Origin of the sequence: Stenotrophomonas sp. FR012, from assembly GCF_047520565.2 — a bacterium.
Taxonomy (GTDB): domain Bacteria; phylum Pseudomonadota; class Gammaproteobacteria; order Xanthomonadales; family Xanthomonadaceae; genus Stenotrophomonas; species Stenotrophomonas sepilia.
In genome coordinates this window covers 148,202-175,098 of sequence record NZ_JAXBQL020000007.1, presented here as the reverse complement: position 1 = coordinate 175,098, position 26,897 = coordinate 148,202, and the positions used below count along the sequence as shown (strand labels likewise).

The window sequence follows — 26,897 nt, the reverse complement described above, 5'->3', positions numbered from 1 at the left end:
GCCGAGCCAAGCCCGCACGCGTTGCGTGGAGCGCCGGCGCACAGGCCGGCGCCCCCTCCCTCACATCGTCACCTTGCGCCGGTTGTCATCGCTCACCCGGTCGATCAGCTTGTTGTAGGGATCGAAGCCCGCTTCATCCGGCTTCTCGTCCACCGTCACCGTGATCTTCGGCTCGGCGCTGGTGATGTGGTGGCGCTGCAGGTACAGCACCTTCTGGTCGCGCTCCTTGCCCGACGGGCCGTTGGCGAACACGCCGATCTCGACCCAGTCATCCATCTTCGCGTCGCTCTCCTTGCCCTTGCCATCGGCGTACTGCTTGGCGGCGTGCAGGTCCAGGGTCACGTCGTAGCGCCCGTCATCGCGCTTGCGGGCGCTGGCGGCCATCACCCGGTTGTCGTAGAAGCTGATCTTCTCGAACAGATCGGTGACCAGCTGCTGGCGGTCAGCCGGGGTCTCGGCGCGGATGTAGCCCAGCAGCTCGCGTGAGGTGGTGTACGGCGGCTGCTGGTAGCCCTTGTCCTGCAGGAAGCGCTTCAACGCCCGGTTCAGGGCCTGCTCGCCGATTTCCTCGCGCAGCCGATAGAACACCAGCGAACCCTTCTGGTAGTGGATGTACTGCTGGTTCTCCACGCGCTCCAGCGGCTGTTCCTCGATGGCCTCGCCGCCGCGGCCGGACAGGTAACCGTCCAGCTCGCGCTTGAGGAACTGGCGCATATGCTGGCGGCCGTACTCCTGCTCCATCACCATCAGCGCCGAGTACTGCGACAACGATTCGGACAGCACCGTTGCGCCCTGCACGTTGGCACCAATCACCTGGTGCGCCCACCACTGGTGTGCGATCTCGTGCGCGGTCACGTAGAACACGTAGTCCACCTTGTCCGGGTCACGCAGGTCAGCGATGAAACCGATGGCCTCGGAGTAGGGGATGGTGTTGGCGAACGACTGCGCGAAGCGGGCATAGCCCGGGAACTCGATGATGCGTACCTGGCGGTGCTGGTACGGCGTGAAGTTCGCCTCGTAGTAGGCCAGTGATTTCTGCACCGCCTCGATCATCCGGTCCACGTTGTAGCCGTGCGCCGGGTCGAAGTAGACCTCGATCGGGATGTCCTTGTACTTCGCCTTGCGCACCTCCCAGCGTGCCGACAGATACGCGTAGAAGTTCAGCATGGGCCGGTCCATGGCATAGCTGAAGCAGCGCCGGCCATTCACCGTGGTCTCGTGCCGCAGGTAGCCCGGCGCCAGCGCGACCTGGTCCGGCGCGGTGCACACCGTGGTGCGGAAATCGAGCCAGTCGGCATCATTGGAGATATAGGTGTTGGCCCGCGCTGCCTCGTCTTCCAGCCTGGGCATGCGCCGCGGTTCACCGAGATCGCGCTTGCGGCGTTCGTTGCGGTCGCTGATCTCGGCGCCCTCGTTATAGCCGAAGGACGGCAGTACGCGGCTGTTGAAGAAGGTGCCGTTGTCGACGATGTTGCTCGGTGCCTGGCCAGCGGTGATGCCGTTGGGCTTCTGCACCACCCGGAAATGCACGCTGCGGGTTTCACCGGGTTGCAGCGGCCTGTCCAGCCGGTAGATGCGGTAGCCGAGATCCTTGTCGTGGAAGGTCAACTTCTGCCCGCCGAGGTCGGCGGCCAGCAGCTGCTTGTCGTCGCCCATTGAGACATGCAGGTCCTGGATGGGCTGCGCGTGCAGGTTGCGGATGGTCCAGTTCGCATCGATCACCATTGACTGCGATTCCGGGAACAGGTCCACGCGGTTGTCCACGGCGACAATGCGCGGCTGCGGCAGGTTGCGGTACTTCGACAGCTCGCGCTCGTAGCGGGCCTGCAGGTCCAGCTGCTGGTCGGGCGGGATGAACTCGTTGCGGATGTTGGTGCTCCAGTACAGCCAGCCGCCCACGCCGACGAACGCCACTGCTGCCAGCGCCGCAAAGGCGCCGGTAGGGCCGCGCAGGCGACGGCCAGCCAGCGCCAGGCGCTGGCGCAGGCCCTGGCTGACACCGCGTACCCAGAAGGCTGACGCCAGACACATCAGCGTCAGCAGGAACAGCGCCCAGTAGCCCTGGAAGGCCAGCTGCCCCGGCAGGAAGTGGCCGTAGCCGTTCATGTCCGAATAGGGCGCGTTGGGCCAGCTGCCGAAGTTGTACAGGTGCTGCGTGTAGTCGAGCAGGCCGAGCACGCCCTGGCCGATCATCACCACGATCAGCAGCGCGTAACCGACGAACTTGTTGTTGGTGAGTACCTGCAGCACCAGCGCCAGGCCCCCCATCAGGATGTAGACCACCGAATCCAGCGCCAGGCTGCGCAGGTACAGCAGCGGCTCCAGATGGGTGTAGCCCTTGGCCAGCTGCACGCCCATCGCGGCCAGCGCACCGGCGGCCTGGAAGCAGACGATCACCGCCAGCAGCGCAGTGAACTTGGCCAGCAGTGGCACCCAGTTCGGCACCGGCATGGCATCGGTCACTTCGTTGATACGCGCGCTGCGTTCCTTCCAGACCAGTTCACCGGCGAAGAACAGCACGATGATCACCAGCAGCCAGCTGAAGGCGCCCTGCAGGGCCATGATCATCTGCGAGGTGACCGGCCAGATCGAGGTGCCGTACAGGGTCTGCCGGAACAGCGCGCTGGGCAGGAAGTTGGCCAGGCCCAGCACCAGCAGCACGATGAACGGCACGCTGCGCAGCACGCCGCGTGTATCGAAGCGCACCTGGCGCAGGAACTGCCGCCACGCCGTGGTGGCGGTGAACGCCGGCACCACGCGCGGCAGTGCTGCGCGGGTGGGGCGGACACTGGCGGCATCGGCAACCGGTTGCGCCTGCCTGCGGCCCCAGCGCCGACGACCACTGCCGCTGCGTTCGGTACGGAACAGCGCGAAGGTGGCGGCGAACAGCGCGGCAGCCACACCCAACCACAGAGCACGGTTGGCCAGCAGGTAACCGGCCAGCTCGGGAATCCCGTTGTTGCGTTCGGCGGTGGACCAGTAGCGGATCGTGCGGCCGAGGGCGCGCATGCCCAGCGGTTCGCTCAGCACCGCGATCCACGTATTGTCGATGTCACGCAGCAGGGCCGCGCTGGCACCGTACAGCACCAGGTAGGCCACCAGGCCGATGTAGACCCACAGGATCGAGCGGGTCAGTGCCGCCAGCAGCGACAGCAGTGCGGTGGTGAACAACAGGTTCGGAATGACGATGACCGCGAACGTCCACGCATAGCCCTGCCAGCTGATCGGGCCCATGCGCTCGGGATCGACCCACGGCATGAACGGTGCCAGCCACAGCCCGAACGCGATCACCACGTAAACCAGCAGCCCGGCGGCGAGGGCAGCGGCGATGCGCCCCGCCAGGTAGTCGCGGCGTTTCACCGGGCTGGCGAAGATCAGTTCGGCGGTGCCCAGTTCGAAGTCACGCAGCAGCGCATTGCTGACGAACAGTGCAGTGACCAGCATGCCGAGCAGGGTGAAGATGCCCAGCATCTGCGCGATCACGGTGGGCGCGTTGCTGTGCACGTTGCCGCTACCGCCACCGATCTGCACCGCATCGCTGGAGGCGGCGGCGAAGGCGAGCAGGGCGAACAGCCCGGCCAGCAGCCACAGCAGCGGGGAGCGCAGCTGCTCGCGCAGCTCGAAACGGAAGAAATCGAGGATCATGGTGTGCTCCGCTCAGGCTGCCGCGCGGGCACGGGCCTGCAGGCGCAGGCGCTGGAAGTACACGTCCTCAAGGTCGGGAGCCACGGCCGCGAAGCCATCGCCGGGGTCGTTGGCGCTGTGCACGTGGATCACTGGGCGGCCCCCGACCAGGCGGGTCGAGAGCACCACGTAGCGTGCTTCATGGTCGGCCAGTTCCGAAGGATCGACCTGCTTGCGCCAGACCTGCTGCTGCAGGGCATCGATGGCATCGGCCGGTCGCCCGGTCAGCAGTACCTGGCCCTTGTTCATGATCGCCATCGTCGGGCACAGGTCGGTCACGTCCTCGACGATGTGGGTGGACAGGATCACCGCCACGTTCTCGCCAATCGCCGCCAGCAGGTTGAGGAAGCGGTTGCGTTCCTCCGGATCGAGGCCGGCGGTGGGTTCGTCGACGATTACCAAGCGTGGGTCACCCAACAGCGCCTGAGCGATGCCGAAGCGCTGGCGCATGCCGCCGGAGTAGGTGCCCAGCTTGCGCTTGCGCGCGTCCCAGAGGTTCACCTGCTGCAGCAGTCCATCGACCACCTCGCGACGCTGGGCGCGCTGGGTCAGGCCCTTCAGCACCGCGAAATGTTCCAGCAGGTCCAGCGCGCTGACTTTCGGGTACACGCCGAAATCCTGCGGCAGGTAGCCCAGCCGGCGGCGCACCGCCTCCTTGTCGCGCAGTACGTCGATCGGCGCCTCGCCCGGAATGCTGAGCGTCGCCGTGCCGCTGTCGGCCTCCTGCAGGGTGGACAGCGTGCGCATCAGCGACGACTTGCCAGCGCCGTTCGGGCCGAGCAGGCCGAACATGCCGCGCGGGATGTCCAGGGTGACGTTGTTGAGGGCATGCACGCCGTTGGCGTACGTCTTGGACAGCGAATCGATCTTCAGCACTTGGCAGCTCCAGGAGAAGAGGCGGACCGAGGTGGAATCGACCGGGCGACCTGAAATCGGGTTGCCGGCCTTGAAGGCTGAAACTCTGGGACGTGCAGCTGCAACGTCCTATAGGACATGTCCCAGAGATCACCGATCTTCGCGGATGTCCTGCAGGCGCAGGGCTGCAACACCGGATCGCATGCGATGGGCTCCCGTTCGACCACCAGCTGGCAGTTCAGGAGGGGTGCCACCGATATGCCACACGTGCGTCGTGTTTATCGCTTACGAGCAGGCAGGCGTCATCCGCCGTTGGTCATGGGGGGAGAATCCCGCCATCGTGCGTTGGCCGGAGCGCCGGCCCAGCGGCGCCTACCCGCGCAGGGATGATTCGCGCACGACCAGCTTCACCGGGATGCTCTGGCTGTCCACCGGCTGCCGGCCGATCAGCGTCAGCAGGCGCTCCACCAGCAGCTGCCCGGCCTGCTTGGTGTCCTGCTGCACGGTGGTCAGCGCCGGGGATACCGAAGCGGCCAGCGGGATGTCGTCGAAGCCGGTCACCGCCACGTCCTGCGGTACCCGCAGCCCGGCCTCGCGCAGGGCGCGCATCGCACCGATGGCGATCAGGTCGCTGGCCGCGCAGATCGCGTCGATCGGCTCGCCGCGCGCCAGCAGCGCCTGGCAGGCCTCCTGGCCGGAGGCCTCGGTGGTGATCGCATCGTGCTGCAGCGCCGGTTCGGCAGCCAGGCCGTGGTCCTGCAGCGCCGCGACATGGCCGCGGTAGCGCTCCTGGAATTCGGGGTAGTGGCTGGAGGCATGGCCAAGGAAGGCGATGCGGCGGCAGCCCTGCAGCAACAGGTGGGTGGTGATGTCATGCCCGCCCTGGAAGTTGTCGCTGCCGATCGAGACACCGGGCTGGCCGGGCAGGGCGGCGCCCCAGCGCACGAAGTGCGTGCCCTGTTCAACCAGCCGCTGCAGGCGGTCGCGCGATTCGTGGTAGTCGCCATAACCGAGCAGGATGATGCCGTCGGCCTTGTTGCTGTCTTCGTAATCGGCCTGCCAGTCGGTGGACAGCTGCTGGAACGACACCAGCAGGTCCTGCCCGTGCAGGGCGCAGGCGCGGGTGATCGAGCCCAGCATCGAATGGAAGAACGGGTTGATCAGCGAATCGTCGTTGGTCGGATCCTCGAAGAACAGCAGGGCCAGCGTGCCGGCATTGCGCAGGCGCAGGCTGGAGGCGTTCTTGTCGACCTTGTAATTCAGCTCGCGGGCGATGCGCAGGATGCGCTCGCGGGTCTCGGCGTTGACCATCGGGCTGCCACGCAGGGCCCGCGACACGGTCGGCTGGGAGACCCCGGCCAGGTGGGCGATGTCCAGGGAGGTGGCTTTGCCTTTGATCGTCATGGGCGGGCGGAGCGGGCAGGTGGAAGGTGCCCGGGCATGATGCCATGCGCAGACGCGAATGCCTCTCTGGACGTCGGTCGGGGCGAAGGTAAGTCATTGCCGGACAAGGAAATCAGCCTGATCCTTCGGTGCGGTCGGGGTCTCCTGACCGGGCGGACGGCGGCGGCAATGGTAAGATGCGTCGTTCTCGCATTCCCCCAAATTTCACCAGGGGCGGCCCAGCGTACTGCACCCCGCCCGGGGCTGTGCTATCACTGGCGGTCTGCCCCTGGACAACGGACGAAGGTACCTATGGCGCGCGGCATCAACAAAGTCATCCTGGTCGGCAATCTCGGCAACGACCCGGACGTGAAGTACACCCAGGGCGGCATGGCGATCACCCGCATCAGCCTGGCCACCACCAGCGTCCGCAAGGACAAGGACGGCAACCAGCAGGAGCGCACCGAATGGCACCGCGTGGTGTTCTTCGGCAAGCTCGGCGAGATCGCCGGCGAGTACCTGCGCAAGGGCAGCTCGGTCTACGTCGAAGGCAGCCTGCGTTACGACAAGTACACCGGCCAGGACGGCGTGGAGAAGTACTCCACCGACATCATCGCCGATGAAATGCAGATGCTGGGCGGCCGCGGTGAAGGCGGCGGCGGTGGTGGCGGCAACTACGGCGGCGATCGTCCGCAGCGCCAGCAGGCGCCGCGCCAGGAGTATGGCGGCGGTGGCGGCGGCCAGCGTGGTGGCCAGGGCGGTGGCTATGGCAACCAGGGCGGCAACCAGGGCGGCGGCTACGGCAACCAGGGTGGCAACCAGCGTCCGCAGCCGCAGCAGGCGCCGCCGATGGACGACTTCGCTGACGACGATATTCCGTTCTGATTCCTACTTGACGGTTTTAGTGTTGATAGAGGCCCTCATCGTTGTGGATGGGGGCCTTTTTTTCGTTAGGCAGAATCCGGCCGTGATCTAACCATCTACTTGCGGCAGGGTGTTGATGGATGACTGGCGACACACCATAGCGAATCAGAATGGAGAGCGACACGGGAAAGCCGTCTGCTCGAGCCCATCGCTGGTGCATGGCTTCGGCGGGTCTTGATACGGCGTGCGAAGGACAGGCATAAGCCTAACGAGCTGGCGCGGGGCTGTCGCATACTCTGTGGACACGGTTACCGCGGGCCTATGCTCAATTGCGGTGTGCTTCTCCAAAGCTTGTTTTGGCGCACAAAATCTGTCATTAGCTTGCTCTAGGATTTGCCCATCCCCAGCAAGGTTGGGGGAGAGAAGATGTTCGTTCCGCGCATTAAGGATTGATGTCGGATGGAGTCCTTTGGCCGGACTTGCCAGCTGTATTTCACATGGAGCGTGTACCAATGGCATTTGCAATGCCCCTGCGCAGTCACAAGGCTGCCGCGATTCTCTCCTTCTGCCTGGCATTAGGCGGCACATCGACGGCAAGTGCAGCCACCTACTACGGTCCTCCCTACAAGGTCCAGTCGTTTCGCGGGGTTGGCTCGTTTGAGAGCATCGGTGCTGCGGTCAATTTCCTGGTTGGGAAGATCCAAGCCCCTTGCCAACAGGACCCCAAGTGCACCAAGCCGCCCGTTGTCACGGTGCGATACGGCACCGACGGCTGGGCTGCGACGATCTACGTCAATGGAAGTGTTAGTGACAACGTTTTTGCTTCCGAGATACTGATTGGACAGCCCCAGAAGAACTTCGGCGGGTGCCAGAAGCGTTGTTCGGCCGGGCTTGGCTCCGCTACCGATGGAACTGGTGCTCGAGGTGCTGCTGACAGTGCTTCAAAGGCTAACGCCCGTGATCCAGGAAGCCCGTTTGAGGGTGATCCGATCAATACCTCCACTGGCAACTTCTATCGGCAGGAAACGGACTTCGAGTCTCCGTCAGGCCTGATGTTCCGGCGGTTCTACAACAGTTCTGCTCGTGCCCCGGGTTCTTCTTTGGGTCGTCAGTGGCGCCATCTTTTTGATCGGCGACTCGAAGTGCTTGCACCCACCACGGGAGCGGCCGGAGACCGCACGTTCATCCGTGCCATTCGGCCGGATGGCAGTTCAGAGCTGTTCACTCGAACCCCGAGCGGCTGGATCGTCGATGCTGATGTCGCAGACGTGCTCGTCGATCGAGAGGCGGGCACTGGCTATGCATTGCAGTTAGCGGCCAACCGCCAGACCGAAATCTACGATGCAACAGGCTTGCTGAAGGAGGTCTATGACTCTGCAGGCAGGAAGCTTCTGTCCTTGCAGTATTCAGACGCAACCACGCCGGCAGACGTAGCGCCAGTCGCTGGGCTCCTGTTGACTGTTGGCGACGTCAGCGGGCGCACCTTGAACTTTAAGTATGATGCATCATCGCGTTTGACCACGATGATGTTGCCAGACGGTGCATCGCAAACGTTTGGCTACAACCCCGCAGGACAGCTTGCCTCGGTGACCTATCCGGATACCACAAGCAAGGGCTACATCTACAACGAAACAGCAAACAGTCCCACTGTCGCAGGCACGTCCTTCCTCACAGGAATTGTGGATGAGAAAGGCGTCCGTTACGAGACCATAAAGTTCGACTACAACCATCGCGCCTATCACGCAGAGTTCGCTGGCGGAGTTGATACCACAACCTTGGACTACGCCGCTTCCACCTGGAAGGGAACGCTGCCAGTAACCGTCAAGGGGCCGCTCGGAGCCACTTCCAAGTTGGGCTTCGTGGATACAGGAAAGGGGCGTTTGATGCCCGCGGGCGGTTCGGCCCCCTGTGGCGACCAGTGCAACCAACCCTACAAAGCCATGACCTATGACACGAACGGCTACCCGGCGTCGGTCACGGACTTCAAGGGAATCACCACAAGGACCACGTACACGGCAGACGGGCTACTGGCCGAACAGGTTGACGCCGCCGACACCCCACAGCAGCGCACCACGACGACCACGTGGGATAGCGCACTCCGTTTGCCCCTGAGTCGGGTGGTAAAGAACTCTGCGGGCGTGGCCGTTTCCAGCAGTTCATGGAAGTACAACGCGTTGGGCCTGGAGGTCGCGCGGTGCGAGGTGGATCCTGCCAATTCGGCTGCGGTCGGGTATGCGTGCGGAGCTGCGACCAATGCGCCCGCTGGGGTTCGCCAATGGACCACCGCCTACTGCTCGGCGGTGGATGCCACCCAATGCCCGCAAGTGGGTCTTGTCCTTGCCGAAGACGGGCCGCGGTCCGATGTTCAGGACGTTACCAGGTACACCTACTACCTGACCGCGGATGAGTCGGGTTGCGGCGTTCTCGGGGGCTCCTGCCACCGCGCTAGTGACCTTCAGTCCGAGATCAATGCTCTCGGTCAAGTGACGACACGGCTGGCCTACGACCGAAATGGACGTGTCAGCCGCCTTCGAGACGCGACCGGCACGATCCATGATTTTGGCTATTCCACTCGAGGCAAGCTCACCTCGATAACTGAGCGGAACAGCGTGGACGGAGCTGCGTCTACCAACGATCGAGTGACCTCCCTTTCCTATGATGCGACAGGTAATGTCGCATCGCTTGTTGACCCCGATGGAGTATCCCTCAGCTACACCTACGATGATGCGCACCGTCTCGTCCAGATCAATGACGGGGCCGGGAACAACATTCGCTACACCCTCGATGTGGCAGGCAATCGCACCAAAGAGGAGGTGTTCGACGCAGGTGGTGGACTGAAGCGTTCGCTCTCTCGCGTTTACAACAAGCTGGGGCAACTGGTGTCCCAGAAGACGGCAGCGGGGAATTCAACCGACTTTACGTATGACCTGGCGAACAACGTCCAGCTCATCACCGATGCCCTGAAGCGCAAGACGCAGTTTGACTACGATCCCTATGGAAGGCCCAGCAGGGTGCTTCAGGACGTTTCCGGAATGGCGGTCGAGACGCGATACGAGTATGACGTCGAAGGCCGGACCACCAAGGTGGTCGATCCCAAAGGCCTGGCGACCATTTACGGCTATTCAGGGCTGGGCGACTTGTTGAGCCGCCAGAGTCCTGACACGGGCGCAACCACTGCCAGTTACAACGGTGCAGGGCAGCCGGCGAAGCAGGTTGACGCCAACGGCACGGCTAGCAGCTACACATACGATGCCCTGGGACGCGTGGTGCGCAAGGTTTATGGGGACCAAGCGATTGTTGCGTCATACGTGTATGACCAAGTCGAGGACATCTGCTCAGCTGGTGAGTCGTTTGCAAGCGGGCGGCTCTCATCCATGCAGGATGACGGCGCTAAAACCCAGTATTGCTACGATCGCGCCGGCAATGTGACGCGCAAGGTGCAGACGTCATCGGGGCAGAGCGTAGGCGTCAGCTATGCCTATACCAATGCTGGCCGACTTCGTTCTGTCACCTATCCTGACGGAATGGTGGCGGACTACAAGCGAGATGCAGCCGGCATGGTCACCGAGATCGGCGTGACGCGACCGGGTGCTGCTCGTGTCGTGTTGCTTTCCAGTGCAAAGCGCCATCCCTTCGGCCCCACTGCAGGCTGGGCCTACGGCAACGGGCGTACGCTGGCGCGAGACGTTGACCAGGATTACCGTCCGTCAGCGTTGATCGGCAGTGGCTCGGGAGCACTGAATGCAGCCTTCTCGTTCAGTGCCGTGGGCGAGTTGACCGGCCTCACCTCCGGAGGGACCGGGGCAACGTCCGTATCGATGACCTATGACGCATTGAGCCGACTGACTGCCTTCAAGGATGCGGCGACTGGCTCGATCATCGACAGCTACGCCTACGACGCCACGGGCAATCGCACGTCCGCGAAGGTCAATGGAGTTGATCAAGCCTACGTCTATCCGTCAGACAGTCATCGCCTGCAAAGCGTCGGGGGCGTGTCGCGTGCCTACGATGCGGCTGGCAACACGCTTTCGATCCAAGGCGTAGAACGCGAGTTTGCTTACAACGCAATGGGGCGCCTGAGTGCGGTGAAGCGAAACGGCGCGGTTGCTGCGGAATACCATTACAACGATCTTGGCCAGCAGATCGCCCGTAAGGCCGGAGATGCCTCAGCGCTGAGTCTCTACGATGAGCGCGGGCAATGGCTGGGGGAATACGACCAGGCGGGTATTGCGCGTCAGCAGGTGATCTGGTTGGACAACCTGCCTGTCGGATTGCTGAAGGGTAGCGCGCTCTACTACGTTCAGCCGGATCATCTGGGCACCCCTCGCGTTGTCGTTGATCCAGCCCGTGACGTCGCAGTTTGGAGTTGGGATCTGAAGGGGGAAGCGTTCGGTGCGACGGCACCAAACGAGGATCCGGACCAGGACGGCACGCTGTTTGAGTTCGCGATGCGCTTCCCTGGGCAGCGATACGACGCTGAGAGCGGCCTTCACTACAACGTTCAGCGTGACTACGATCCCGCCAGTGGCCGCTTCGTGACGTCAGACCCGCTCGGATTGCATGGGGGAATCAGCACCTACGGCTACGTGAAGGGCAACCCGCTTACCTCGATTGACCCCGATGGGATGCAGGCAATTCCTTTGCTGCCCCCGCCCCCCGTGGTCACGGGCGCCCCGGGTGCCGTTGGGGCGTACAATGGGGGCGACCTCAGCAATCCGAACGGCAATTGGGATTTTGGTCCAAAGATCAACAGCGATAGCCTTAGTAATGCCCTTAAGGCGGGTGAGATGCTGGGGGTTGGGCCAAACGGTCTTCTTGGACCGAATGGTATCCTGAACCCGCAGAGTTCCGCGTCCAAGATGGCGGTTGCGTTGATTCGGTCGGCATGTGCGGATGGGGAGGATGATCTTGAGGCAGACTGCCAAGAGCACATTCAAGCCTGCAAAGTGACATGCACGCGCGCAGGCGGTGACTTCAGACAGCCTGGTGTGTGGGGGGGAAGCTTCGTTCGTTGCATGACCGGCTGCGTCCCGCACCGCTGTCAAGACTTGATCAAGGAGAGCGATGTCAATGGATATTAGGAGTGCCAAGTTGCTGCTGGAGTCGGGCGACTTGGATGGTGCTCGTAAGCAACTGTTGGAGATCGTTGAGCGTGATCCCTCTTCCGAGCGCGCTTGGCTATTGTTGGTCGGCCTCGGTTTTCGAACAAATGACGCGAATCTATCGCTGCAAGCGTTGCGCCAGCTTGAAAAAACCCGACCGCGTGATGCGTTCGTTGTTTCTGGGTTGGTGGACTGTTTGATTCAGCTGGAGCGCTATGGCGAGGCGAAGGAGGTCATTCGCGCCTTTTCGGATGCAGCCGTTCCTGGAATTCCTGCTCACGATACCGTGCTGCAAGAACATCGCAGAGCACTTCAGTTCATCAACGATAGACTTGAGGCTATAGACAGGAGCTCAGGCTCACCCTGACAGCTGGTCCTGCGTCATTCATCGGCCGGCTGCATGCAATGCAGTAGCCGGCCGCCTTGGTTGGTGGCAGGATTAACTAATCAGGAAATCTTGAGGCGATGCTCCCTTAGCAACCAGCAGGGCCATCCACTTAGGCTGCCTTCCGCGCCCAGTCCAGGTCTCTTCAGGATTCGCCGGATTGCGATACTTCGGAGCCACCTTGCCCAACTTACGGCTTTGGGTGATTTTCCGACCTTTTGCATTCTTTGGCTTGTCTGCCGTCGCTGCTGAGGGGAGGGCATACAACTCCTCTATCGTGTAAGCATGATCCTTGACTTATTTGTTGATCTTAGCTCGCATGGCTGCGGCTTTGGGCCGAGTCAGCACTTTGGTTTGCTGTTTTTCTGCCTGAGTGATGAGGGCTTTGAGTTCTTTGGCCGACAGGCCGCTGACATCAATGGTCATCTGTTTGATCCGAGCGGTGAGGGCTTTAGGGTAATTCCAAATGGAATCCGATGCGAACGCTCGCAGGGGCGCCCAAGCCCTCCTTCAGAATTCGGTAAGGCCCAGGCAACAGTTGCAGATCTACGGGTAGAACTTGCCTGGGTCGCTTAGGGAAAGTCTGCAAAACCTCCCCTGGCAGATCTGTAATTAACGTCAAGCATCCATGACAATTGCTCTATGGATCAAATCACCCTGAGCTTGGACCCACTGCCCAAGAAGACCCGCAAGCAAGTCTTTCTCGACGAAATGAACCGGGTTGTGCCCTGGGCAGCACTGGTGGCCCTCATTGCCCCGTTCGCTCGCGGTGCGCACCGAGTCTTGGGCGGGCGCCCGCCGTTTCCCATTGAGCCCATGTTGCGCATTCACTGCCTGCAACTGTGGTGGAACCTGAGTGATCCTGCGATGGGGGAAGAACTGCACGAGCGGCCGCTGTATCGGCGCTTTGCCGGCCTTGATGGCGCAGCACGCATGCCTGATGAAACCACCATCTTGCGTTTTCGCCATCTGCTGGAAAAACACCAGCTGGCCCCGCAGATACTGGCTGCAATCAACACCGGCCTGGCTCAGCAAGGCTTGATGCTCAAGACCGGCACCATTGTCGATGCCACCCTCATTGCCGCGCCCAGCTCGACCAAGAACAAGGATGGGCAGTGCGATCCGCAAATGCACCAGACCAAGAAGGGCAATCAGTGGTACTTCGGCATGAAGGCGCACATTGGCGTGGATGCCGACACAGGCCTGGTGCATACCGTCATTGGCACGGCGGCCAACGTCAACGACGTGACGCAGGCAGTGGGCTTGCTGCACGGTAAGGAAAAGCATGCGTGGGGCGATGCGGGCTACCAAGGCGTGGACAAGCGCCAGGAACTGTAGGGCAGCAAGGCGAAATAGCACGCGGCCATGCGCCCAGGCAAGCGCAAGGCACTGGACCTCAAGCAGACACAGCACCAGCTGCTGGATGAGGCCGAGAAGATCGAAGCCAGCGTGCGGACGGAAGTGGAACATCCGTTTCGAGTGATCAAACAGCAGTTTGGCTACGCCAAAGTGCGCTACCGGGGCCTGCAGAAGAACACCGATCGCCTGATGATGCTGTTTGCACTGGGCAATCTGTGGATGGCCAGGAAGCGTTCGGTGCGACGGCACCAAACGAGGATCCGGACCAGGATGGCACGCTGTTTGAGTTCGCGATGTGCTTCCCTGGGCAGCGATACGACGCTGAGAGCGGCCTTCACTACAACGTTCAGCGTGACTACGATCCCGCCAGTGGCCGCTTCGTGACGTCAGACCCGCTCGGATTGCAGGGGGGAATCAGCACCTATGGCTACGTGAAGGGCAACCCTCTCACCTCGGTTGACCCGGATGGGATGCTGGCAATTCCTTTAATGCCCCCGCCCCCCGTGGTCACGGGCGCCCCGGGTGCCGTTGGGGCGTACAATGAGACAAACCTCAGCAATCCGAACGGCAATTGGGATTTTGGTCCGAAAATCAACTTGGACTCCCTCAAGAATGTCTTGATGCTCCAAGAAATGATGGGGATCGGTCCCAACGGTTTGCTCAATCCCAATAGCGCTACGTCGCAGATGTCATTGGCAGTGCTGAAGCAAGCCTGCTCGGACAGAGACAAGGATGAGGACTGCAGGAAGGAGATTGAGCACTGCGTGTCAATCTGCAGTCGCGCCCGCAGGGATCCCGACCTTAAGGGAGTATGGGGTGGAAGCAGGGCCCGTTGCCTTACTGGATGCGTATCTTGGCGTTGCCAAGACAAAATAACTGAAGATGACCTCAATGGAATTCGATGAAGTAAAAAGCTGGCTTGAAGCGGGAGACGTTCCTAGAGCGCGCGCTTGGCTGATTGATTTCGTTGACCAAGGTCATGAAACGGAAGGGGCTTGGCTACTTCTCGCAGCCATCGGCATGCGCGCGAATGACGCAGAATTGTCCCTTCGCGCGTTTCGGGCACTCGAAAAGACCCGCCCTCACGATGCCTATGTGGCGTCTGGGTTGGTCGATGCACTTATGAGTATCGAGCGCTACCAGGAGGCCCGCGAGGTAATCCTCTCCTTCCGTAAGGTGGCCAAAAGAGGCGCTCCCTTCCACGATGCAGTCTTGGAAGAACACGAGGACGCACTGAGTTTGATTGAAGAGCGAATGCGTGCGGAGCAGCCGTCGTTGGGTGACGGCCGAACTGGGAGCGGTGATTGAAGATGTCAGGAGAGGGGCATTCCCTCTCCTGGTTGAGGTCCAGTCATCTGATTGTCAATAGGAGGCGCTTCAGCTTGAGCAATCAAGACGCCTCCAGGGCCGCGTCGGTGGCTTTCGGCGACCGGGTATTGCACTTCAGCAGGTGATCTGGTCGGACAACCTGCCCGTCGGATTGTTGAAGGGCAGCGCCCTCTACTACGTTCAGCCGGATCATCTGGGCACCCCTCGCGTTGTCGTTGACCCAACCCGTGACGTCGCAGTTTGGAGTTGGGATCTGAAGGGGGAAGCGTTCGGTGCGACGGCACCAAACGAGGATCCGGACCAGGACGACACGCTTTTTGAGTTCGCAATGCGCTTCCCTGGGCAGCGATACGACGCTGAAAGCGGCCTTCACTACAACCTTCAGCGTGACTACGATCCCGCCAGTGGCCGCTTCGTGACGTCAGACCCGCTCGGATTGCAGGGGGGAATCAGCACCTATGGCTACGTGAAGGGCAACCCGCTTACCTCGATTGACCCCGATGGGATGCAGGCAATTCCTTTGCTGCCCCCGCCCCCCGCGGTCACGGGCGGCCCGGGTGCCGTTGGGGCGTACAATGGGACAGACCTCAGCAACCCGAACGGTAACTGGGGTTTTGGCCCAAAGATCAACAGCGATAGCCTCAGAAATGCCGTTAAGGTGGGTGAGATGTTGGGGGCAGGTCCGAACGGCATTCTGAATCCGAATAGCCCAGCGTCGCGGATGGCTGTTGCATTGATCAGATCTGCGTGTGCCGACGGGGATGACGATGACTTCATTGCTGACTGCCAAAGCCATATTCAGGGCTGTAAGACTACCTGCACGCGCGCTAAGGTTGATTTCGATCAGCCGGGCGTCTGGGGTGGGAACTTGGCACGCTGCATGCTTGGGTGCGTTCCCTATCGGTGTCAGAAGTTAATGAAGCAGAGCGACCTTGATGGATATTAATGAAATTACCAAGATGCTTGAGGCGGGTGACGACAATGGCGCGCGTCACCACCTTTTGGATCTTGTAAGGCGCGATCCCGCTAGTGCGGTCGCGTGGTTGTTTCTTGTTGGGATTGGTTTTCGGAGCGATGATGCGGAGTTGTCCCTCTGGGCGCTTCGTGCGCTTGAGAAGCTTCGTCCTCGCGATGTGTTGGTCGCGTCTGGACTCGTGGACTGCCTGCTTCGGCTGGAACGATATGAGGAAGCTAAGGAGGTCATTCATGCCTTCTCCAAGATTGCTTGTCCTGGTGTACCCGCCCATGACGCAGTCCTCGAAGAGCATCGCAGGGCCCTTCAGTTCATCAACGATATCGTTGAGGCTGCAGGTGACGAAGACGAATAGCTGACGCGTTCGCTAATCGCGAAGCCTTGGCTTGATCGATTACTTTCGCTCGACGTCACGAGCTCTACGCCTTGATGAGGTTGCTCTCCCAGCCGTGCGTGGCTGGCAGCGTTGTCTTCGATGAATTTCTCAAGCTTTTGCGCGAGTACATTATTTTTGATTCGTCCCAAGGCAGGCGTTGCCTTGGTTTGGATGATGAGGATGGCGAAGTTCTTGGGCCTGGATGAAGTAAAGGAATGGCTAGAAGGCGGGGATATCCCTGGCGCGCGCCTGCCGGGCTGTGTCGATGCTCTTGACTGGCGGGTGCACCTGACGAGTGCAGATGACTACGTTCGAACAGGCTCAATCGAACAGAACGCCTGTCTTGCTTGACCAGCGAGGATTTGTTTACACGTTTGGTAGTCACAACCGTTCTGATTCCTACTGGACACTTTTAGTGTTGATAGAGGTCCCCATCTTTATGAAAGGGGGCTTTTTTCGTTTGGCAGTATCCGGTCGTGCCCCAGCCTTCTACCTACGGCGAGATGTTGATGGATGAGGGACGAAACATCTGAGCTAATCAGATTTGAGAACGGAGAGCAGTACGGGAAGAAGTCTGCTCGAGTCCATCGCTGGCCGGGGAGGCAATCATCAGCATCGGCCCGTTTCGACTATGGATCTGTGCAGGGTCTCGGCGGGTCTTGATGACGGCGTGCGAAGGACGGCCATAAGCCTGGCGAACTGGCGCGGGACTGTCGCAGATCCTGCGGACACGGTCACCGCGGGCCTATGCCCAATTGCGCTGTTCTTCACCAAAGCAAGCCCAATGGCCGAGCCTTGGAGCCCGCTCAAGGAACCAATACATTTGGCAGATCCCTGATAAGGTCACACAGCTGTGCAAACGCCTTTTGGTCCGTCTTCCCCCACGTTTCTGGTGAGCCGATGAATACCACTGCGCAAATTTCGTGCCTCATCCTTTGCGTTCTGCTTGGGTCTTCCGTGTCCGCGCGGCCGCTTGCAGAGAGACTCGCGGCGGACATTGAGATGGCCGAACACTCTATTCTTGCCTCGCTGGTGGTGCACAAAAGTTCCGAGAGCAAGTCACTGTGCTCTCAGACGCCATATGCTTGTGTAGGAGCAGACGGTGCTGAGCTTGGTCTCGCCTTGATAGGGGGCAGCAGGAGTGCTGCCGCTCCTCGGCACTTGGTTGAGCTGTCGCGATTTCGTATGGATGGAGCGCTTTCCGAGGACTACAAGTGCTACCTCGCCGCGCATGGCAATTCAACGGTTCAGGCCGCGTCGAAGCTGGATGCCAAAAAGCTGGCAGGGCAATGCATGTCCGAACTTGCTGCTTTCAAACGTCGGGCCGGCGCTGCAAAGTTCGACGTGGCGCCCGAGAATATTTGCAGCTCAGTGGCGGACATCCAGCGATCCCTGCGTGAAGCTGTCCGGCTAGCCAATGCAGGCGGTGAATGTGACGGCTTCTGAGTCGGTCGTCGGAAAAAGCTGATGCGTACGTGATTCGCGAAGCCTTGGCTTGGTTGACTAATGTCGCTCGACGTCGCGAGCTATACAGTTCTGCAATCCGCCGGCTCCGAGGCAGGGCTGGGCCCTGGCGGTGGGGTGCACCCGGATGCAGAACGAAGACATCCAGGAACTGGCTGATATGGTTCGTGAGGCTACGAACGCCCGGTGATCATTCAATGCCTCTGAGAATAGGGCCAATGCCTTGGCTCGGGGCATCGAAGTTCTACTGACTTTGCTCGCTCGCTTGAGAAAAAAGCCAGTAGATTTCATCTCAGGCGACTGATCTGGTTAGAAAAGAAAGCCCCGCCAATGCGGGGCTTTTCTTTCTGCGCGATGTCGTTGGCATTGTGCTTCGCAGCATCAATTTTCGTGCACCGCAACTTGCAAGCATCCAATTTCATCCCCTATGGTGCAATCGATTGCATTGCTGTGAATCGTTGCGTTTGATACCGGTTGGGAGGCCGGCAGGTGGATGTCCATCCATTCGATCAGACCGGCTCCGGCGACGGGCCTCACGCGGCGTGATGCGTTGCGCATGGCGGTTGCTGGAGGCGTAGCCCTGGGTACTGCGGGAGCGTTGCCTGCATTCGCCGCCACCGCAGCGCTCAAGGGCAACCTGAAGCACTCCGTGGCGCGTTGGACCTTCCCGCAGCTGTCGGTCGCCCAGCTCTGCACGACGGTGAAGGACATCGGCTTCGCCGCCATCGACCTGGTCGGCCCGGAAGACTGGCCCACGCTGAAGGCGAACGGCGTCTACAGCTCGATGTGCAATGGCGCGGAGCTGGGCCTGACCAAGGGCTTTGCCGGCCGCGAATTCCACGACCCGCTGGTGGAGCGCTACACGCGGCACATCGACCTGGTCGCCGATGCCGGCTACCGCAACCTCATCTGCTTCTCCGGCAACCGCAACGGTATGGACCCGCAGGACGGCATGGCCAATGCCGAGGCCGGCCTCAAGCGCATCCTCGGGCATGCCGAGAAGCGCGGTGTGGTGCTGGTGATGGAACTGCTGAACTCCAGGGTCGATCATCGCGACTACCTGTGCGACCACTCTGCCTGGGGCGTGGAGCTGTGCCAGCGGCTCGGCTCGGACAACTTCGGCCTGCTCTACGACATCTACCACATGCAGATCATGGAAGGCGACATCATCGCCACCATCGGGAAACACCACGCCTGCTTCAAGCATTACCACACCGCAGGCGTGCCCGGCCGGAACGAGATCGGGGACCGGCAGGAGCTGAACTATCCGGCCATCTGTCGCGCGATCCGCGACACCGGTTTCAAGGGGTATCTGGCGCAGGAGTTCACGCCTGCCGCGCCCGATGCCGTTGCCTCATTGCGCGAGGCGATCCGCCTCTGCGACGTCTGAAACGATATCCACCCAGGTGAGAAACCCATGGCAGATAATCACTATGACGCCATTGTTGTTGGCTCGGGAATCAGTGGCGGTTGGGCGGCGAAGGAGCTGACCGAAAAGGGCCTGAAGGTCCTGATGCTGGAACGTGGCCGTAACATCGAGCACGTCAAGGACTACGTCAACGCGATGAAGGAGGCGTGGGACTTCCCGCACCGCAATCGGCCAACGCAGGCGATGAAGGCCGCTTTTCCGGTGCTGATGCGCGACTACGGCCTCGCCGAGAACCTGGAAGGAATGTGGGCCAACGAGCAGGACTCACCCTACATCGAAACCAAGCGTTTCGACTGGTTCCGTGGCTACCACGTGGGTGGGCGCTCGCTGATGTGGGGCCGGCAGAGCTATCGGTTTTCCGACCTGGACTTCGAAGCCAACCTCAAGGATGGCATTGCCACCGACTGGCCGATCCGCTATGCCGACATCGCGCCGTGGTACGACCATGTGGAAAAGTTCGCCGGCATCGCCGGCACGCGCGAGGGACTGGACGTGCTGCCGGATGGTGAGTTCCTGCCGCCGATCCCGTTGAACATCGTCGAGAAGGACGTGGCCGCGCGGATCAAGAAGGCCTTTGGTGGCACGCGGCACATGATCCACTCGCGCACTGCCAACATCACCCAGCCGATGCCCGAGCAGGGGCGCGTGAACTGCCAGTATCGCAACAAGTGCATTCTGGGCTGTCCCTTTGGTGCCTACTTCTCCACCCAGTCGGCGACGCTGCCGGCGGCGATGAAGACCGGCAACCTGACCCTGCGGCCGTTCTCGATCGTCAAGGAAGTGCTCTACGACAAGGATCGCAAGCGCGCGCGTGGCGTGGAGGTGATCGACGCCGAGACCGGGCAGACCTATCAGTACACGGCCAAGGTCATCTTCCTCAACGCATCGTCCTTCAACTCGACCTGGCTGCTGATGAACTCGGCCACCGATGTCTGGGAGGGGGGGCTGGGTTCTTCGTCGGGCGAGCTGGGGCACAACGTGATGGACCATCATTTCGGTGCGGGCGCCTCGGGCCGGGTCGAGGGCTACGAAGACAAGTACTACTTCGGCCGCCGTCCGTGCGGCTTCTACATTCCGCGGTTCCGCAATGTCGCCGCCGACAAGCGTGGCTACCTGCGCGGATTCGGCTACCAGGGCGGTGCCAGCCGCACCGGCTGGTCGCGCGAGATCGCCGAGCTGAACATCGGTGCCGACCTGAAGGAGGCGCTGACCGTGCCGGGTGACTGGCGCATCGGCATGACCGGGTTCGGTGAAATGCTGCCGCACCACGACAATACGATCCGCCTGGACCGCGACCGCAAGGACAAGTGGGGGCTGCCGGTGCTGGCGATGGACGTTGCCATGCGTGCCAACGAACTGGCGATGCGCAAGGACATGGCCGCTGACGCCGCCGAGATGCTGGAGGCGGCCGGGGTCAAGGACGTGAAGATGCACGACAACGACTACGCCCCGGGCAAGGGCATCCATGAGATGGGGACTGCGCGTATGGGACGTGACCGGAAGAGCTCGGTGTTGAACGCGCACAACCAGGTGTGGGATGCGCCCAATGTGTACGTCACCGACGGTGCCTGCATGACCTCCAGCGCCTGCGTGAATCCGTCGCTGACCTACATGGCGCTGACCGCGCGCGCGGCCGACCACGCGGTACGCGAACTGAAAGCGGGGAACCTGTGATGGATCGCCGCGAACTGCTGAAGATGATCGTCGCCGCCACCGGTGCGGCGATGGTTGGCCTGCCAGCGCTGGTACATGGCAAAGCACCAGCGGCCGGGATGATGGCCGCGTTCTCCGATGCCGAAATCGGCACGCTGGACGAGATTGCCGAAACCATCCTGCCGCGGACCCGGACACCCGGGGCGAAGGACGCGGGCGCCGGTGCGTTCATGGCGACGTTCGTCAGCGACTGCTACACCGCCAGGCAGCAGGCGGTGTTCCGCGCCGGGCTGGCGGACATCGACAAGCGCGCCGGTGGCCGCTTCGTGTCGCTCACGCCGGAGGCGCGCACCGGGTTGCTGCGTACACTGGATGCCGAAGCCAAGGCGCGCAACGCAGACGTGACCGAGACCGGAACGCCCGAAGAGGGCGAAGCCATGCCGCATTACTTCACGATGATCAAGCAGCTGGCCATCTTCGGCTTCTTCACCTCCAAGGTCGGTGCGACCGGGGTGCTGCAGTACGTCGCCGTGCCGGGGCGCTACGACGGTGACCTCGCCTATGTCCCCGGCACACCTGCCTGGGGGACCAGCTGATGGACACCAACCTGATGATCCGCCCTGCGTTGATCACCGCCGGCCTGCTGGCCGCTGCATCTGCGTTCGCACAGGATAATGCCGACGCTGTGCGTGACCCGAAGAAGACGGAAGTGTGGACCCCTGTGCCCGCGACCGTGGCAACGCCACCTGGCAAGGCACCGTCCGATGCGATCGTGCTGTTCGATGGCAAGGATGTCTCCGCGTGGGAGGCGGAGCAGGGTGGCCGCGTGCCCTGGGAGGTGGCCGATGGCGCCATGACGGTTGTTCCGGGCAGCAAGGGCATCCGCACCCGGCAACGCTTCTGCGATGTCCAGCTGCATGTCGAGTGGCGCACGCCCACCGAAACGAAGGGCTTCGACGGCCAGAACCGGGGCAACAGCGGGATCTTCCTGCAGGAACTGTATGAACTGCAGGTGCTCGACAGTTACCACAACCCGACCTATGCCAATGGCCAGGCGGGTTCCATCTACAAGCAGGCCATGCCACGGGTGAACGCCTCGCGCGCACCGGGCCAGTGGCAGGTCTACGACATCATCTGGAAGGCCCCGCGCTTCTCGCCGGGCGGCGGCCTGACGTCGCCCGCACGGATCACCGTGCTGCACAACGGCGTGCTGGTACAGGACGACACCGTGCTGGCGGGCAGGACCGAATACATCGGTGCGCCTTCGTACGCACCGCATGGGTGCGCGCCGCTGTATCTGCAGGAACATGACTCCAAGGTCAGCTACCGCAACATCTGGGTGCGCGAGCTGTAGCGCTCACCGGCTACTTCGCCAGGTAGCTGGCGATGTCATCGATCTCCTGCTGTGACAGCTGCGGGAAGGGTGGCATCAGGCCGCCGCCCTTCCTGATCCTGTCCTTGACCTGGGCGGGCTGCAGCCGCTTGCCGACATCGGTGAGCGCCGGGAACGTCGGTGGTACACCGGTGCGTTCAGCACCGTGGCAGGCAGTGCAGTGCTGGGCGTAGAGTTTCGCACCCGCGGCCGGGTCGTCCTTGGCCCACGCTGCCGTCGCAACGTTCATGCCGCCCAGAGCCACGGCCACTGCCAGGATCATTTTCATGTGGGGCTCCTTGATGCGTCAGCGGTCGGCGCGGGTGGGCGGGTTGGTAGTCAGGTGTTCACGCAGGTAGTCCGCGCCGGCCTGGATGACCTTGGCGGGGTCGCGTGGCTGGTCGTGTTCGACGATGTACCACTGCACGCCAGCGTTGGCGGCGGCTGGCAGGATCGCGTTCCAGTCCAGCACGCCCTGGCCGACCGCAGCGAATCCACCTTCGTCTTCGGCCTGGCCCTTGGGCGCATTGTCCTTGGCGTGTACCGCAAATACGTGGCCGCGGAACTTGCCAAGCATCACGGCCGGGTCCAGGCCCGCGCGCGCGACCCAGGCCAGGTCCAGTTCGGTCTGCAGCTCGGGGCCGGCGGCGTCGAACAGCAGCTCCAGTCCGGTTCTGCCATTGAAGTCGACCAGCTCGAAGTCGTGGTTGTGGTAGGCCAGCTGCATCCCCCTGCCGCGCACCTGCCTGGCAATCCGGCCCAGCTCCCGTCCCAATGCGGTCCAGCCGGCGGCATCGCGCGGGCGGTCCTTCTGGTCCAGGTAGGGCACCACCAGCGTGCTGTTGCCAATCGAGCGGTTGAAGGCCACCACGGCATCCAGGTTGTCGCGCAGCTCGGCCAGCTGAACGTGCGACGAAACCGCTTTGATCGAGTAACGGTCCAGCAACTGTTTCAGTTCCGCAGCGCTTGCATTCTGCGTACCGACGGTTTCCACCGCACGCACGCCCGCGTCGTGGACGATCTTCAGCTGTTGGTCAAGCGGGCCGGCGTTGCGCAGCGTGTACATCTGCACGGCGATGGGCTTCTGCGCACCGGCTGTGTTCCCTGCGAAGGCGGGCAGGACTGCGAGCAGCAGCAGGACGAGGGTTGCAGTTCTACGGACAGGGATGTTCATCAACAGATCCTCCCGGGATTCAACCGATGGTGGTCCAGGTGCGTGACCTGGCCGATGCAATGACACGATCAACGATCCGCGCCGAGCGCAGGCCGTCTTCGAAGGTGGGCAGGCCCTGCGGCCGCTCGCCTTCAATGGCGCGATAGGTATCGGCCACGAACGCTTCGAAGCACTGCCCGTAGCCCTGCGCGTGCCCCGCTGGCAGCGGCGACAACCGGCGTTGTTCGGCGCTGCCGGCGCCCGGGCCGCGCACGAAGATTTCCTCGCGCTGTTCGGGCAGGCCGATCCACAGCCGCTCGGCATCCTCCTGGTTGAACGCCACGCTGGCGTTGGCGCCGTCGATCTCGAACCAGAGCCGGTTGTGGCGTCCGGCCGAGACCTGGCTGACCGTCAATGACGCCAGCGTGCCCGCGCCGGTCCTGAACATCGCTGCGGCCACGTCCTCGCTCTCGACCGCTTGCTTTGCGCCGTCTGTCGCCGGCGTGCTGAAGCTCTGGGAGGTGGTTGCGCTGCGTTCGGCGATCACCGTGGCAAACGCCGCGTTCACTTCGGCGAAGCACTCGCCGCTGACCCATTCAACCAGGTCGCACCAATGCGACCCGATGTCAGCGAACACGCGCGATGTACCACCCAGTGCCGGGTCAACCCGCCAGTTGTTGCTGGCCGGGTCCAGCAGCCAGTCCTGCAGGTAGCTGCCATGGATCAGGTGCAGTGGCCCCAGATCGCCCTGCGCGATGCGTGCACGTGCCTCGCGGACCACCGGGTGGTAGCGGTAGACGAAGGGGACGGTGGCGATCAATCCGGTCGAGGCGGCCAGCGCCGCCAGCGCCTGCGCATCGTCCAGCGTCGTCGCCAACGGTTTCTCGCAGATCACGTGCTTGCCGGCTTCCAGTGCGGCCTGCGCCATCGTGCGGTGCAGATGATTGGGCGTGCAGATGTGCACGACCTGTACCTGGGGATCAGCGACGATGTCCTCGATATCGCGATAGGCGCGCGGGACATTCCACGCGTGCGCCACCTCGCGCGCGCGCTGCGGCGACGAGGCGGCCACGCCGCGCACCTCGGCGCCAGCCAGCAGTGCCGCGCGGCGATGCACCGCACCGATCATGCCGGTACCAATGATGGCGATTCCAAGCGGGGGCATCGGCTGGTCTCCTCAGGGGGTGGACGACGCGGCCGCAGCTACCGGGCGGTCGCGGAACAGCAGCAGGAAGGCGATCAACACCACCAGTGCGACGCCGGCCGGGAACAACCAGATCTGCTGCCAGTCCGGGCCCGCTGCAGTGGTGAAGTGCTCCACTACCGCGCCGGACAGGAAGGTGCCGATCAGCATGCCCACGCCATAGGTGGCCAGGGTGATGAAGCCCTGCGCGCTGCTGCGCGCGGCGGGGCCGGCGTGGGCATCGGTGTAGATCTGGCCGGTGACGAAGAAGAAGTCGTAGCAGATGCCATGCAGTACGATGCCGATCACAAGCAGGGAGAAGCCACTGCCCGCATCGCCGAAGGCGAACAGCGCGTAGCGCACGACCCAGGCCGCCATGCCGACCGCCAGCATGGTCTTCACCCCCAGCCGCACGAACAGGAACGGCATGGCCAGCATCAGCAGCACTTCGGAGACCTGGCCCAGCGACTGCAGTCCGGCGGCGCCGTGCACACCGAGGTCGTTGAGATACGGATTGGTGAAGTTGTAGTAGAACGACAGCGGGATGCAGATGGCGATGGAAGCCAGGAAGAACACCAGGTAGGCGCGCGACTTCAGCAACCGCAATGAATCCAGCCCCAGGATCTGTCCCAGCCCGGCATCGCGCTGCTGCGCCAGCGGCGGCGTGTGCGGCAGGGTGAACGCATACAGGCCCAGCACCAGCGATGCCAATGCGGCCATGCGGAAGGTCAGTTCAAGCCGGTGCGCCTGTTCCCAGCCCAGCCAGCCGATCAGCACCCCGGCGATGATCCAGCCGATGCTGCCGGCCACGCGTACCAGCGGGAACTGCTTCTCCGGCGATTGCATGTGCCGCATGGCGACGCTGTTGGCCAGTGCCAGCGTCGGCATGAACAGCAGCATGTAGCCCATCACGCAGGCGGAGAACATGCTGAAGCTGGTGGCGGTGGACGCCAGCCACATCAGCACCGCGCCTGCCAGGTGCAGTATCGCCAGGATGCGCTGCGCCGCGAAGTAGCGGTCTGCGATCAGGCCGACCAGGAACGGCGCCACGATGGCGCCGATGGACTGGCTGAGGAACGCCGTTGCCACCTGGCTTGCGCTGGCCTGCAGCGGGCCCTGTACCAGGTAGGTACCCAGGGTGACGAACCACGCCCCCCAGATGAAGAACTGCAGAAACATCATCGCGCCCAGGCGCGACATGGCGTGCGTCATGGCTTGCCCTCCCGGGGCGGTCGTGGCTCAGATTCCCAGCATGCGGCGCAGTGATCCAGCGTCCGTGTCGCTCCCGGCAAAGTCGTCGAAGGCGCGTTCGGTCACATGGATGATGTGATCGCGGATGAAGGCGGCACCCTCGCGCGCGCCGTCCTCCGGGTGTTTCAGGCAGCACTCCCATTCCAGCACCGCCCAGCCGGGGAAGTCGTACTGGGCGAACTTCGAGAAGATCGCCTTGAAGTCGATCTGGCCGTCACCGGGTGAGCGGAACCGGCCCGGACGATCGATCCAGTCCTGGTAGCCGCCATACACGCCGCTGCGCGCGCTGGGGCGATACTCCGCGTCCTTGACGTGGAAGATGCCGATGCGGGCGTGGTAGCGGTCGATGAAGCCGAGGTAGTCCATCTGCTGTAGCAGCAGGTGGCTGGGGTCGTACAGGATCTTCGCGCGGGGATGATGGTCGACCTCATCGAGGAAGCGCTCGAAGGTCGCGCCGTCGTGCAGGTCCTCGCCGGGATGGAGTTCGAAGCACAGGTCCACGCCGCAGGCGTCGAACACATCCAGGATCGGGCGCCAGCGACGGCCCAGTTCGGCGAAGGCTTCTTCCACCAGGCCCGGCGGGCGCTGCGGCCACGGATAGAAGTAGGGCCAGGCCAGCGCACCGGAGAAGGTGGCGTGCGCGGTCAGCCCCAGGCGCTGGCTGGCCTGCGCGGCGAGCCGCAGCTGCTCCACGGCCCAGGCCTGGCGCGCGGGCGGGTTGCCGCGCACGTCGGCGGGTGCGAATCCGTCGAACAGGCTGTCGTAGGCGGGATGGACCGCGACCAGCTGCCCCTGCAGGTGGGTCGACAGTTCGGTGATCTGCAGGCCGTGCCCGGCCAGCATGCCGGCAACATCGTCGCAGTACGCCTGGCTGCGTGCCGCCGCGGCCAGATCGAACAGGTAGGGCGCGGAGGTGGGAACTTGTACGCCAGAATAGCCCAGACCCGCGGCCCATCCGGCCAGCGTGTCCAGCCGATCAAAAGGAGCTGTGTCGCCGATGAACTGCGCCAGGAACAGCGCTGGACCCTTGAGCGTCTTCAACGTGATTCGCCCTCGATGCAATCGATTGCATTATCCTAGCA

Annotated in this window: 21 protein-coding genes and 2 pseudogenes; 14 read left to right on the top strand and 9 right to left on the bottom strand. The window is 62.6% G+C overall.

The genetic code is table 11. The features are described from left to right. Positions 1–60: 60 nt before the first annotated feature. The 3 genes from ACM0O9_RS13655 to ACM0O9_RS13645 form a co-directional block, all read right to left on the bottom strand. Positions 61–3,645, bottom strand: a complete 3,585-nt coding sequence (locus ACM0O9_RS13655) for an ABC transporter permease/M1 family aminopeptidase (protein ID WP_235649501.1) — start codon at positions 3,643–3,645, stop codon at positions 61–63. Between the two features lie 12 nt (positions 3,646–3,657). Next, complete coding sequence (locus ACM0O9_RS13650) at positions 3,658–4,560, bottom strand: ABC transporter ATP-binding protein (protein ID WP_065177906.1); 903 nt, start codon at positions 4,558–4,560, stop codon at positions 3,658–3,660. Between the two features lie 351 nt (positions 4,561–4,911). Continuing rightward, positions 4,912–5,943, bottom strand: coding sequence for a LacI family DNA-binding transcriptional regulator (locus tag ACM0O9_RS13645; RefSeq protein WP_065177905.1), 1,032 nt, complete (start codon positions 5,941–5,943; stop codon positions 4,912–4,914). A 291-nt stretch (positions 5,944–6,234) separates the two neighbouring features. Between ACM0O9_RS13645 and ACM0O9_RS13640 the strand changes: the two genes are divergently transcribed. From ACM0O9_RS13640 to ACM0O9_RS13630, 3 genes are all read left to right on the top strand, one after another. Next, complete coding sequence (locus ACM0O9_RS13640) at positions 6,235–6,807, top strand: single-stranded DNA-binding protein (RefSeq protein WP_043034165.1); 573 nt, start codon at positions 6,235–6,237, stop codon at positions 6,805–6,807. A 491-nt stretch (positions 6,808–7,298) separates the two neighbouring features. Continuing rightward, the gene (locus ACM0O9_RS13635) at positions 7,299–11,867 is read left to right on the top strand and encodes an RHS repeat-associated core domain-containing protein (RefSeq protein ID WP_447907404.1); all 4,569 of its coding nucleotides are present in this window, start codon (positions 7,299–7,301) and stop codon (positions 11,865–11,867) included. After that, a complete protein-coding gene (locus ACM0O9_RS13630; RefSeq protein ID WP_155760660.1) occupies positions 11,851–12,255 on the top strand; it encodes a tetratricopeptide repeat protein in 405 nt (134 codons plus the stop codon). Before ACM0O9_RS13635 ends, ACM0O9_RS13630 begins: the two co-directional genes overlap by 17 nt. A gap of 72 nt (positions 12,256–12,327) precedes the next feature. Here the strand turns inward: ACM0O9_RS13630 and ACM0O9_RS13625 are convergent. Then, a pseudogene (locus ACM0O9_RS13625) lies at positions 12,328–12,699 on the bottom strand (H-NS histone family protein). A gap of 216 nt (positions 12,700–12,915) precedes the next feature. On the opposite strand from ACM0O9_RS13625, the pseudogene ACM0O9_RS13620 reads away from it, so the two are divergent. From ACM0O9_RS13620 to ACM0O9_RS13570, 11 genes and pseudogenes are all read left to right on the top strand, one after another. Then, positions 12,916–13,863, top strand: a pseudogene (locus ACM0O9_RS13620) (IS5 family transposase); the annotation flags it as partial. Beyond that, positions 13,848–14,537 (top strand): RHS repeat-associated core domain-containing protein, encoded by a 690-nt coding sequence (locus ACM0O9_RS13615; RefSeq protein WP_235649503.1) that lies wholly within the window; start codon positions 13,848–13,850, stop codon positions 14,535–14,537. The pseudogene ACM0O9_RS13620 and the gene ACM0O9_RS13615, both read left to right, overlap by 16 nt. Further along, positions 14,524–14,940, top strand: a complete 417-nt coding sequence (locus ACM0O9_RS13610) for a tetratricopeptide repeat protein (RefSeq protein WP_049416238.1) — start codon at positions 14,524–14,526, stop codon at positions 14,938–14,940. The genes ACM0O9_RS13615 and ACM0O9_RS13610 overlap by 14 nt, the downstream gene beginning before the upstream one ends. A gap of 142 nt (positions 14,941–15,082) precedes the next feature. Beyond that, the gene (locus ACM0O9_RS13605) at positions 15,083–15,907 is read left to right on the top strand and encodes an RHS repeat domain-containing protein (RefSeq protein WP_065178157.1); all 825 of its coding nucleotides are present in this window, start codon (positions 15,083–15,085) and stop codon (positions 15,905–15,907) included. Next, positions 15,897–16,289 (top strand): tetratricopeptide repeat protein, encoded by a 393-nt coding sequence (locus ACM0O9_RS13600; RefSeq protein WP_235649504.1) that lies wholly within the window; start codon positions 15,897–15,899, stop codon positions 16,287–16,289. The genes ACM0O9_RS13605 and ACM0O9_RS13600 overlap by 11 nt, the downstream gene beginning before the upstream one ends. Before the next feature lie 120 nt (positions 16,290–16,409). After that, positions 16,410–16,661, top strand: coding sequence for a hypothetical protein (locus ACM0O9_RS13595; RefSeq protein WP_155760584.1), 252 nt, complete (start codon positions 16,410–16,412; stop codon positions 16,659–16,661). 549 nt (positions 16,662–17,210) lie between these two features. Beyond that, complete coding sequence (locus ACM0O9_RS13590; RefSeq protein ID WP_196769394.1) at positions 17,211–17,756, top strand: Imm57 family immunity protein; 546 nt, start codon at positions 17,211–17,213, stop codon at positions 17,754–17,756. A gap of 511 nt (positions 17,757–18,267) precedes the next feature. Then, positions 18,268–19,164, top strand: coding sequence for a hydroxypyruvate isomerase family protein (locus tag ACM0O9_RS13585; protein ID WP_235649505.1), 897 nt, complete (start codon positions 18,268–18,270; stop codon positions 19,162–19,164). A gap of 27 nt (positions 19,165–19,191) precedes the next feature. Next, positions 19,192–20,877 carry a GMC oxidoreductase gene (locus tag ACM0O9_RS13580; RefSeq protein ID WP_065196569.1) on the top strand — a complete coding sequence of 562 codons (1,686 nt, stop codon included), beginning with the start codon at positions 19,192–19,194 and terminating at the stop codon, positions 20,875–20,877. After that, positions 20,877–21,452: a gluconate 2-dehydrogenase subunit 3 family protein gene (locus ACM0O9_RS13575; protein ID WP_005415638.1), complete on the top strand. Its 576-nt coding sequence runs from the start codon at positions 20,877–20,879 to the stop codon at positions 21,450–21,452. The genes ACM0O9_RS13580 and ACM0O9_RS13575 overlap by 1 nt, the downstream gene beginning before the upstream one ends. Continuing rightward, positions 21,452–22,210, top strand: coding sequence for a 3-keto-disaccharide hydrolase (locus ACM0O9_RS13570; RefSeq protein ID WP_065178152.1), 759 nt, complete (start codon positions 21,452–21,454; stop codon positions 22,208–22,210). Before ACM0O9_RS13575 ends, ACM0O9_RS13570 begins: the two co-directional genes overlap by 1 nt. 10 nt (positions 22,211–22,220) lie before the next feature. On the opposite strand, the gene ACM0O9_RS13565 is transcribed toward ACM0O9_RS13570, so the two are convergent. From ACM0O9_RS13565 to ACM0O9_RS13545, 5 genes are read right to left on the bottom strand one after another with little or no spacing between them, the layout of a single operon-like run. Next, the gene (locus tag ACM0O9_RS13565; RefSeq protein WP_005415640.1) at positions 22,221–22,517 is read right to left on the bottom strand and encodes a c-type cytochrome; all 297 of its coding nucleotides are present in this window, start codon (positions 22,515–22,517) and stop codon (positions 22,221–22,223) included. 18 nt (positions 22,518–22,535) lie between these two features. Beyond that, positions 22,536–23,402, bottom strand: coding sequence for a sugar phosphate isomerase/epimerase family protein (locus ACM0O9_RS13560; RefSeq protein WP_065178151.1), 867 nt, complete (start codon positions 23,400–23,402; stop codon positions 22,536–22,538). Positions 23,403–23,421: 19 nt separating this feature from the next. Then, positions 23,422–24,546, bottom strand: a complete 1,125-nt coding sequence (locus ACM0O9_RS13555) for a Gfo/Idh/MocA family protein (protein ID WP_414604031.1) — start codon at positions 24,544–24,546, stop codon at positions 23,422–23,424. A 12-nt stretch (positions 24,547–24,558) separates the two neighbouring features. Next, a complete protein-coding gene (locus ACM0O9_RS13550) occupies positions 24,559–25,776 on the bottom strand; it encodes a nucleoside permease (RefSeq protein ID WP_005415643.1) in 1,218 nt (405 codons plus the stop codon). Positions 25,777–25,803: 27 nt separating this feature from the next. Continuing rightward, positions 25,804–26,856 (bottom strand): sugar phosphate isomerase/epimerase family protein, encoded by a 1,053-nt coding sequence (locus tag ACM0O9_RS13545; protein ID WP_065186011.1) that lies wholly within the window; start codon positions 26,854–26,856, stop codon positions 25,804–25,806. Positions 26,857–26,897 lie beyond the last annotated feature (41 nt).

Coding starts and splice junctions, on each gene's coding strand:
- ACM0O9_RS13655 (WP_235649501.1), bottom strand. CDS start 3,645: ATGATCCTCGATTTCTTCCGTTTCGAGCTGCGCGAGCAGCTGCGCTCC.
- ACM0O9_RS13645 (WP_065177905.1), bottom strand. CDS start 5,943: ATGACGATCAAAGGCAAAGCCACCTCCCTGGACATCGCCCACCTGGCC.
- ACM0O9_RS13640 (WP_043034165.1), top strand. CDS start 6,235: ATGGCGCGCGGCATCAACAAAGTCATCCTGGTCGGCAATCTCGGCAAC.
- ACM0O9_RS13635 (WP_447907404.1), top strand. CDS start 7,299: ATGGCATTTGCAATGCCCCTGCGCAGTCACAAGGCTGCCGCGATTCTC.
- ACM0O9_RS13630 (WP_155760660.1), top strand. CDS start 11,851: ATGTCAATGGATATTAGGAGTGCCAAGTTGCTGCTGGAGTCGGGCGAC.
- ACM0O9_RS13610 (WP_049416238.1), top strand. CDS start 14,524: ATGGAATTCGATGAAGTAAAAAGCTGGCTTGAAGCGGGAGACGTTCCT.
- ACM0O9_RS13600 (WP_235649504.1), top strand. CDS start 15,897: ATGGATATTAATGAAATTACCAAGATGCTTGAGGCGGGTGACGACAAT.
- ACM0O9_RS13595 (WP_155760584.1), top strand. CDS start 16,410: ATGAATTTCTCAAGCTTTTGCGCGAGTACATTATTTTTGATTCGTCCC.
- ACM0O9_RS13590 (WP_196769394.1), top strand. CDS start 17,211: ATGAATACCACTGCGCAAATTTCGTGCCTCATCCTTTGCGTTCTGCTT.
- ACM0O9_RS13585 (WP_235649505.1), top strand. CDS start 18,268: ATGTCCATCCATTCGATCAGACCGGCTCCGGCGACGGGCCTCACGCGG.
- ACM0O9_RS13580 (WP_065196569.1), top strand. CDS start 19,192: ATGGCAGATAATCACTATGACGCCATTGTTGTTGGCTCGGGAATCAGT.
- ACM0O9_RS13575 (WP_005415638.1), top strand. CDS start 20,877: ATGGATCGCCGCGAACTGCTGAAGATGATCGTCGCCGCCACCGGTGCG.
- ACM0O9_RS13570 (WP_065178152.1), top strand. CDS start 21,452: ATGGACACCAACCTGATGATCCGCCCTGCGTTGATCACCGCCGGCCTG.
- ACM0O9_RS13565 (WP_005415640.1), bottom strand. CDS start 22,517: ATGAAAATGATCCTGGCAGTGGCCGTGGCTCTGGGCGGCATGAACGTT.
- ACM0O9_RS13560 (WP_065178151.1), bottom strand. CDS start 23,402: ATGAACATCCCTGTCCGTAGAACTGCAACCCTCGTCCTGCTGCTGCTC.
- ACM0O9_RS13555 (WP_414604031.1), bottom strand. CDS start 24,546: ATGCCCCCGCTTGGAATCGCCATCATTGGTACCGGCATGATCGGTGCG.
- ACM0O9_RS13550 (WP_005415643.1), bottom strand. CDS start 25,776: ATGACGCACGCCATGTCGCGCCTGGGCGCGATGATGTTTCTGCAGTTC.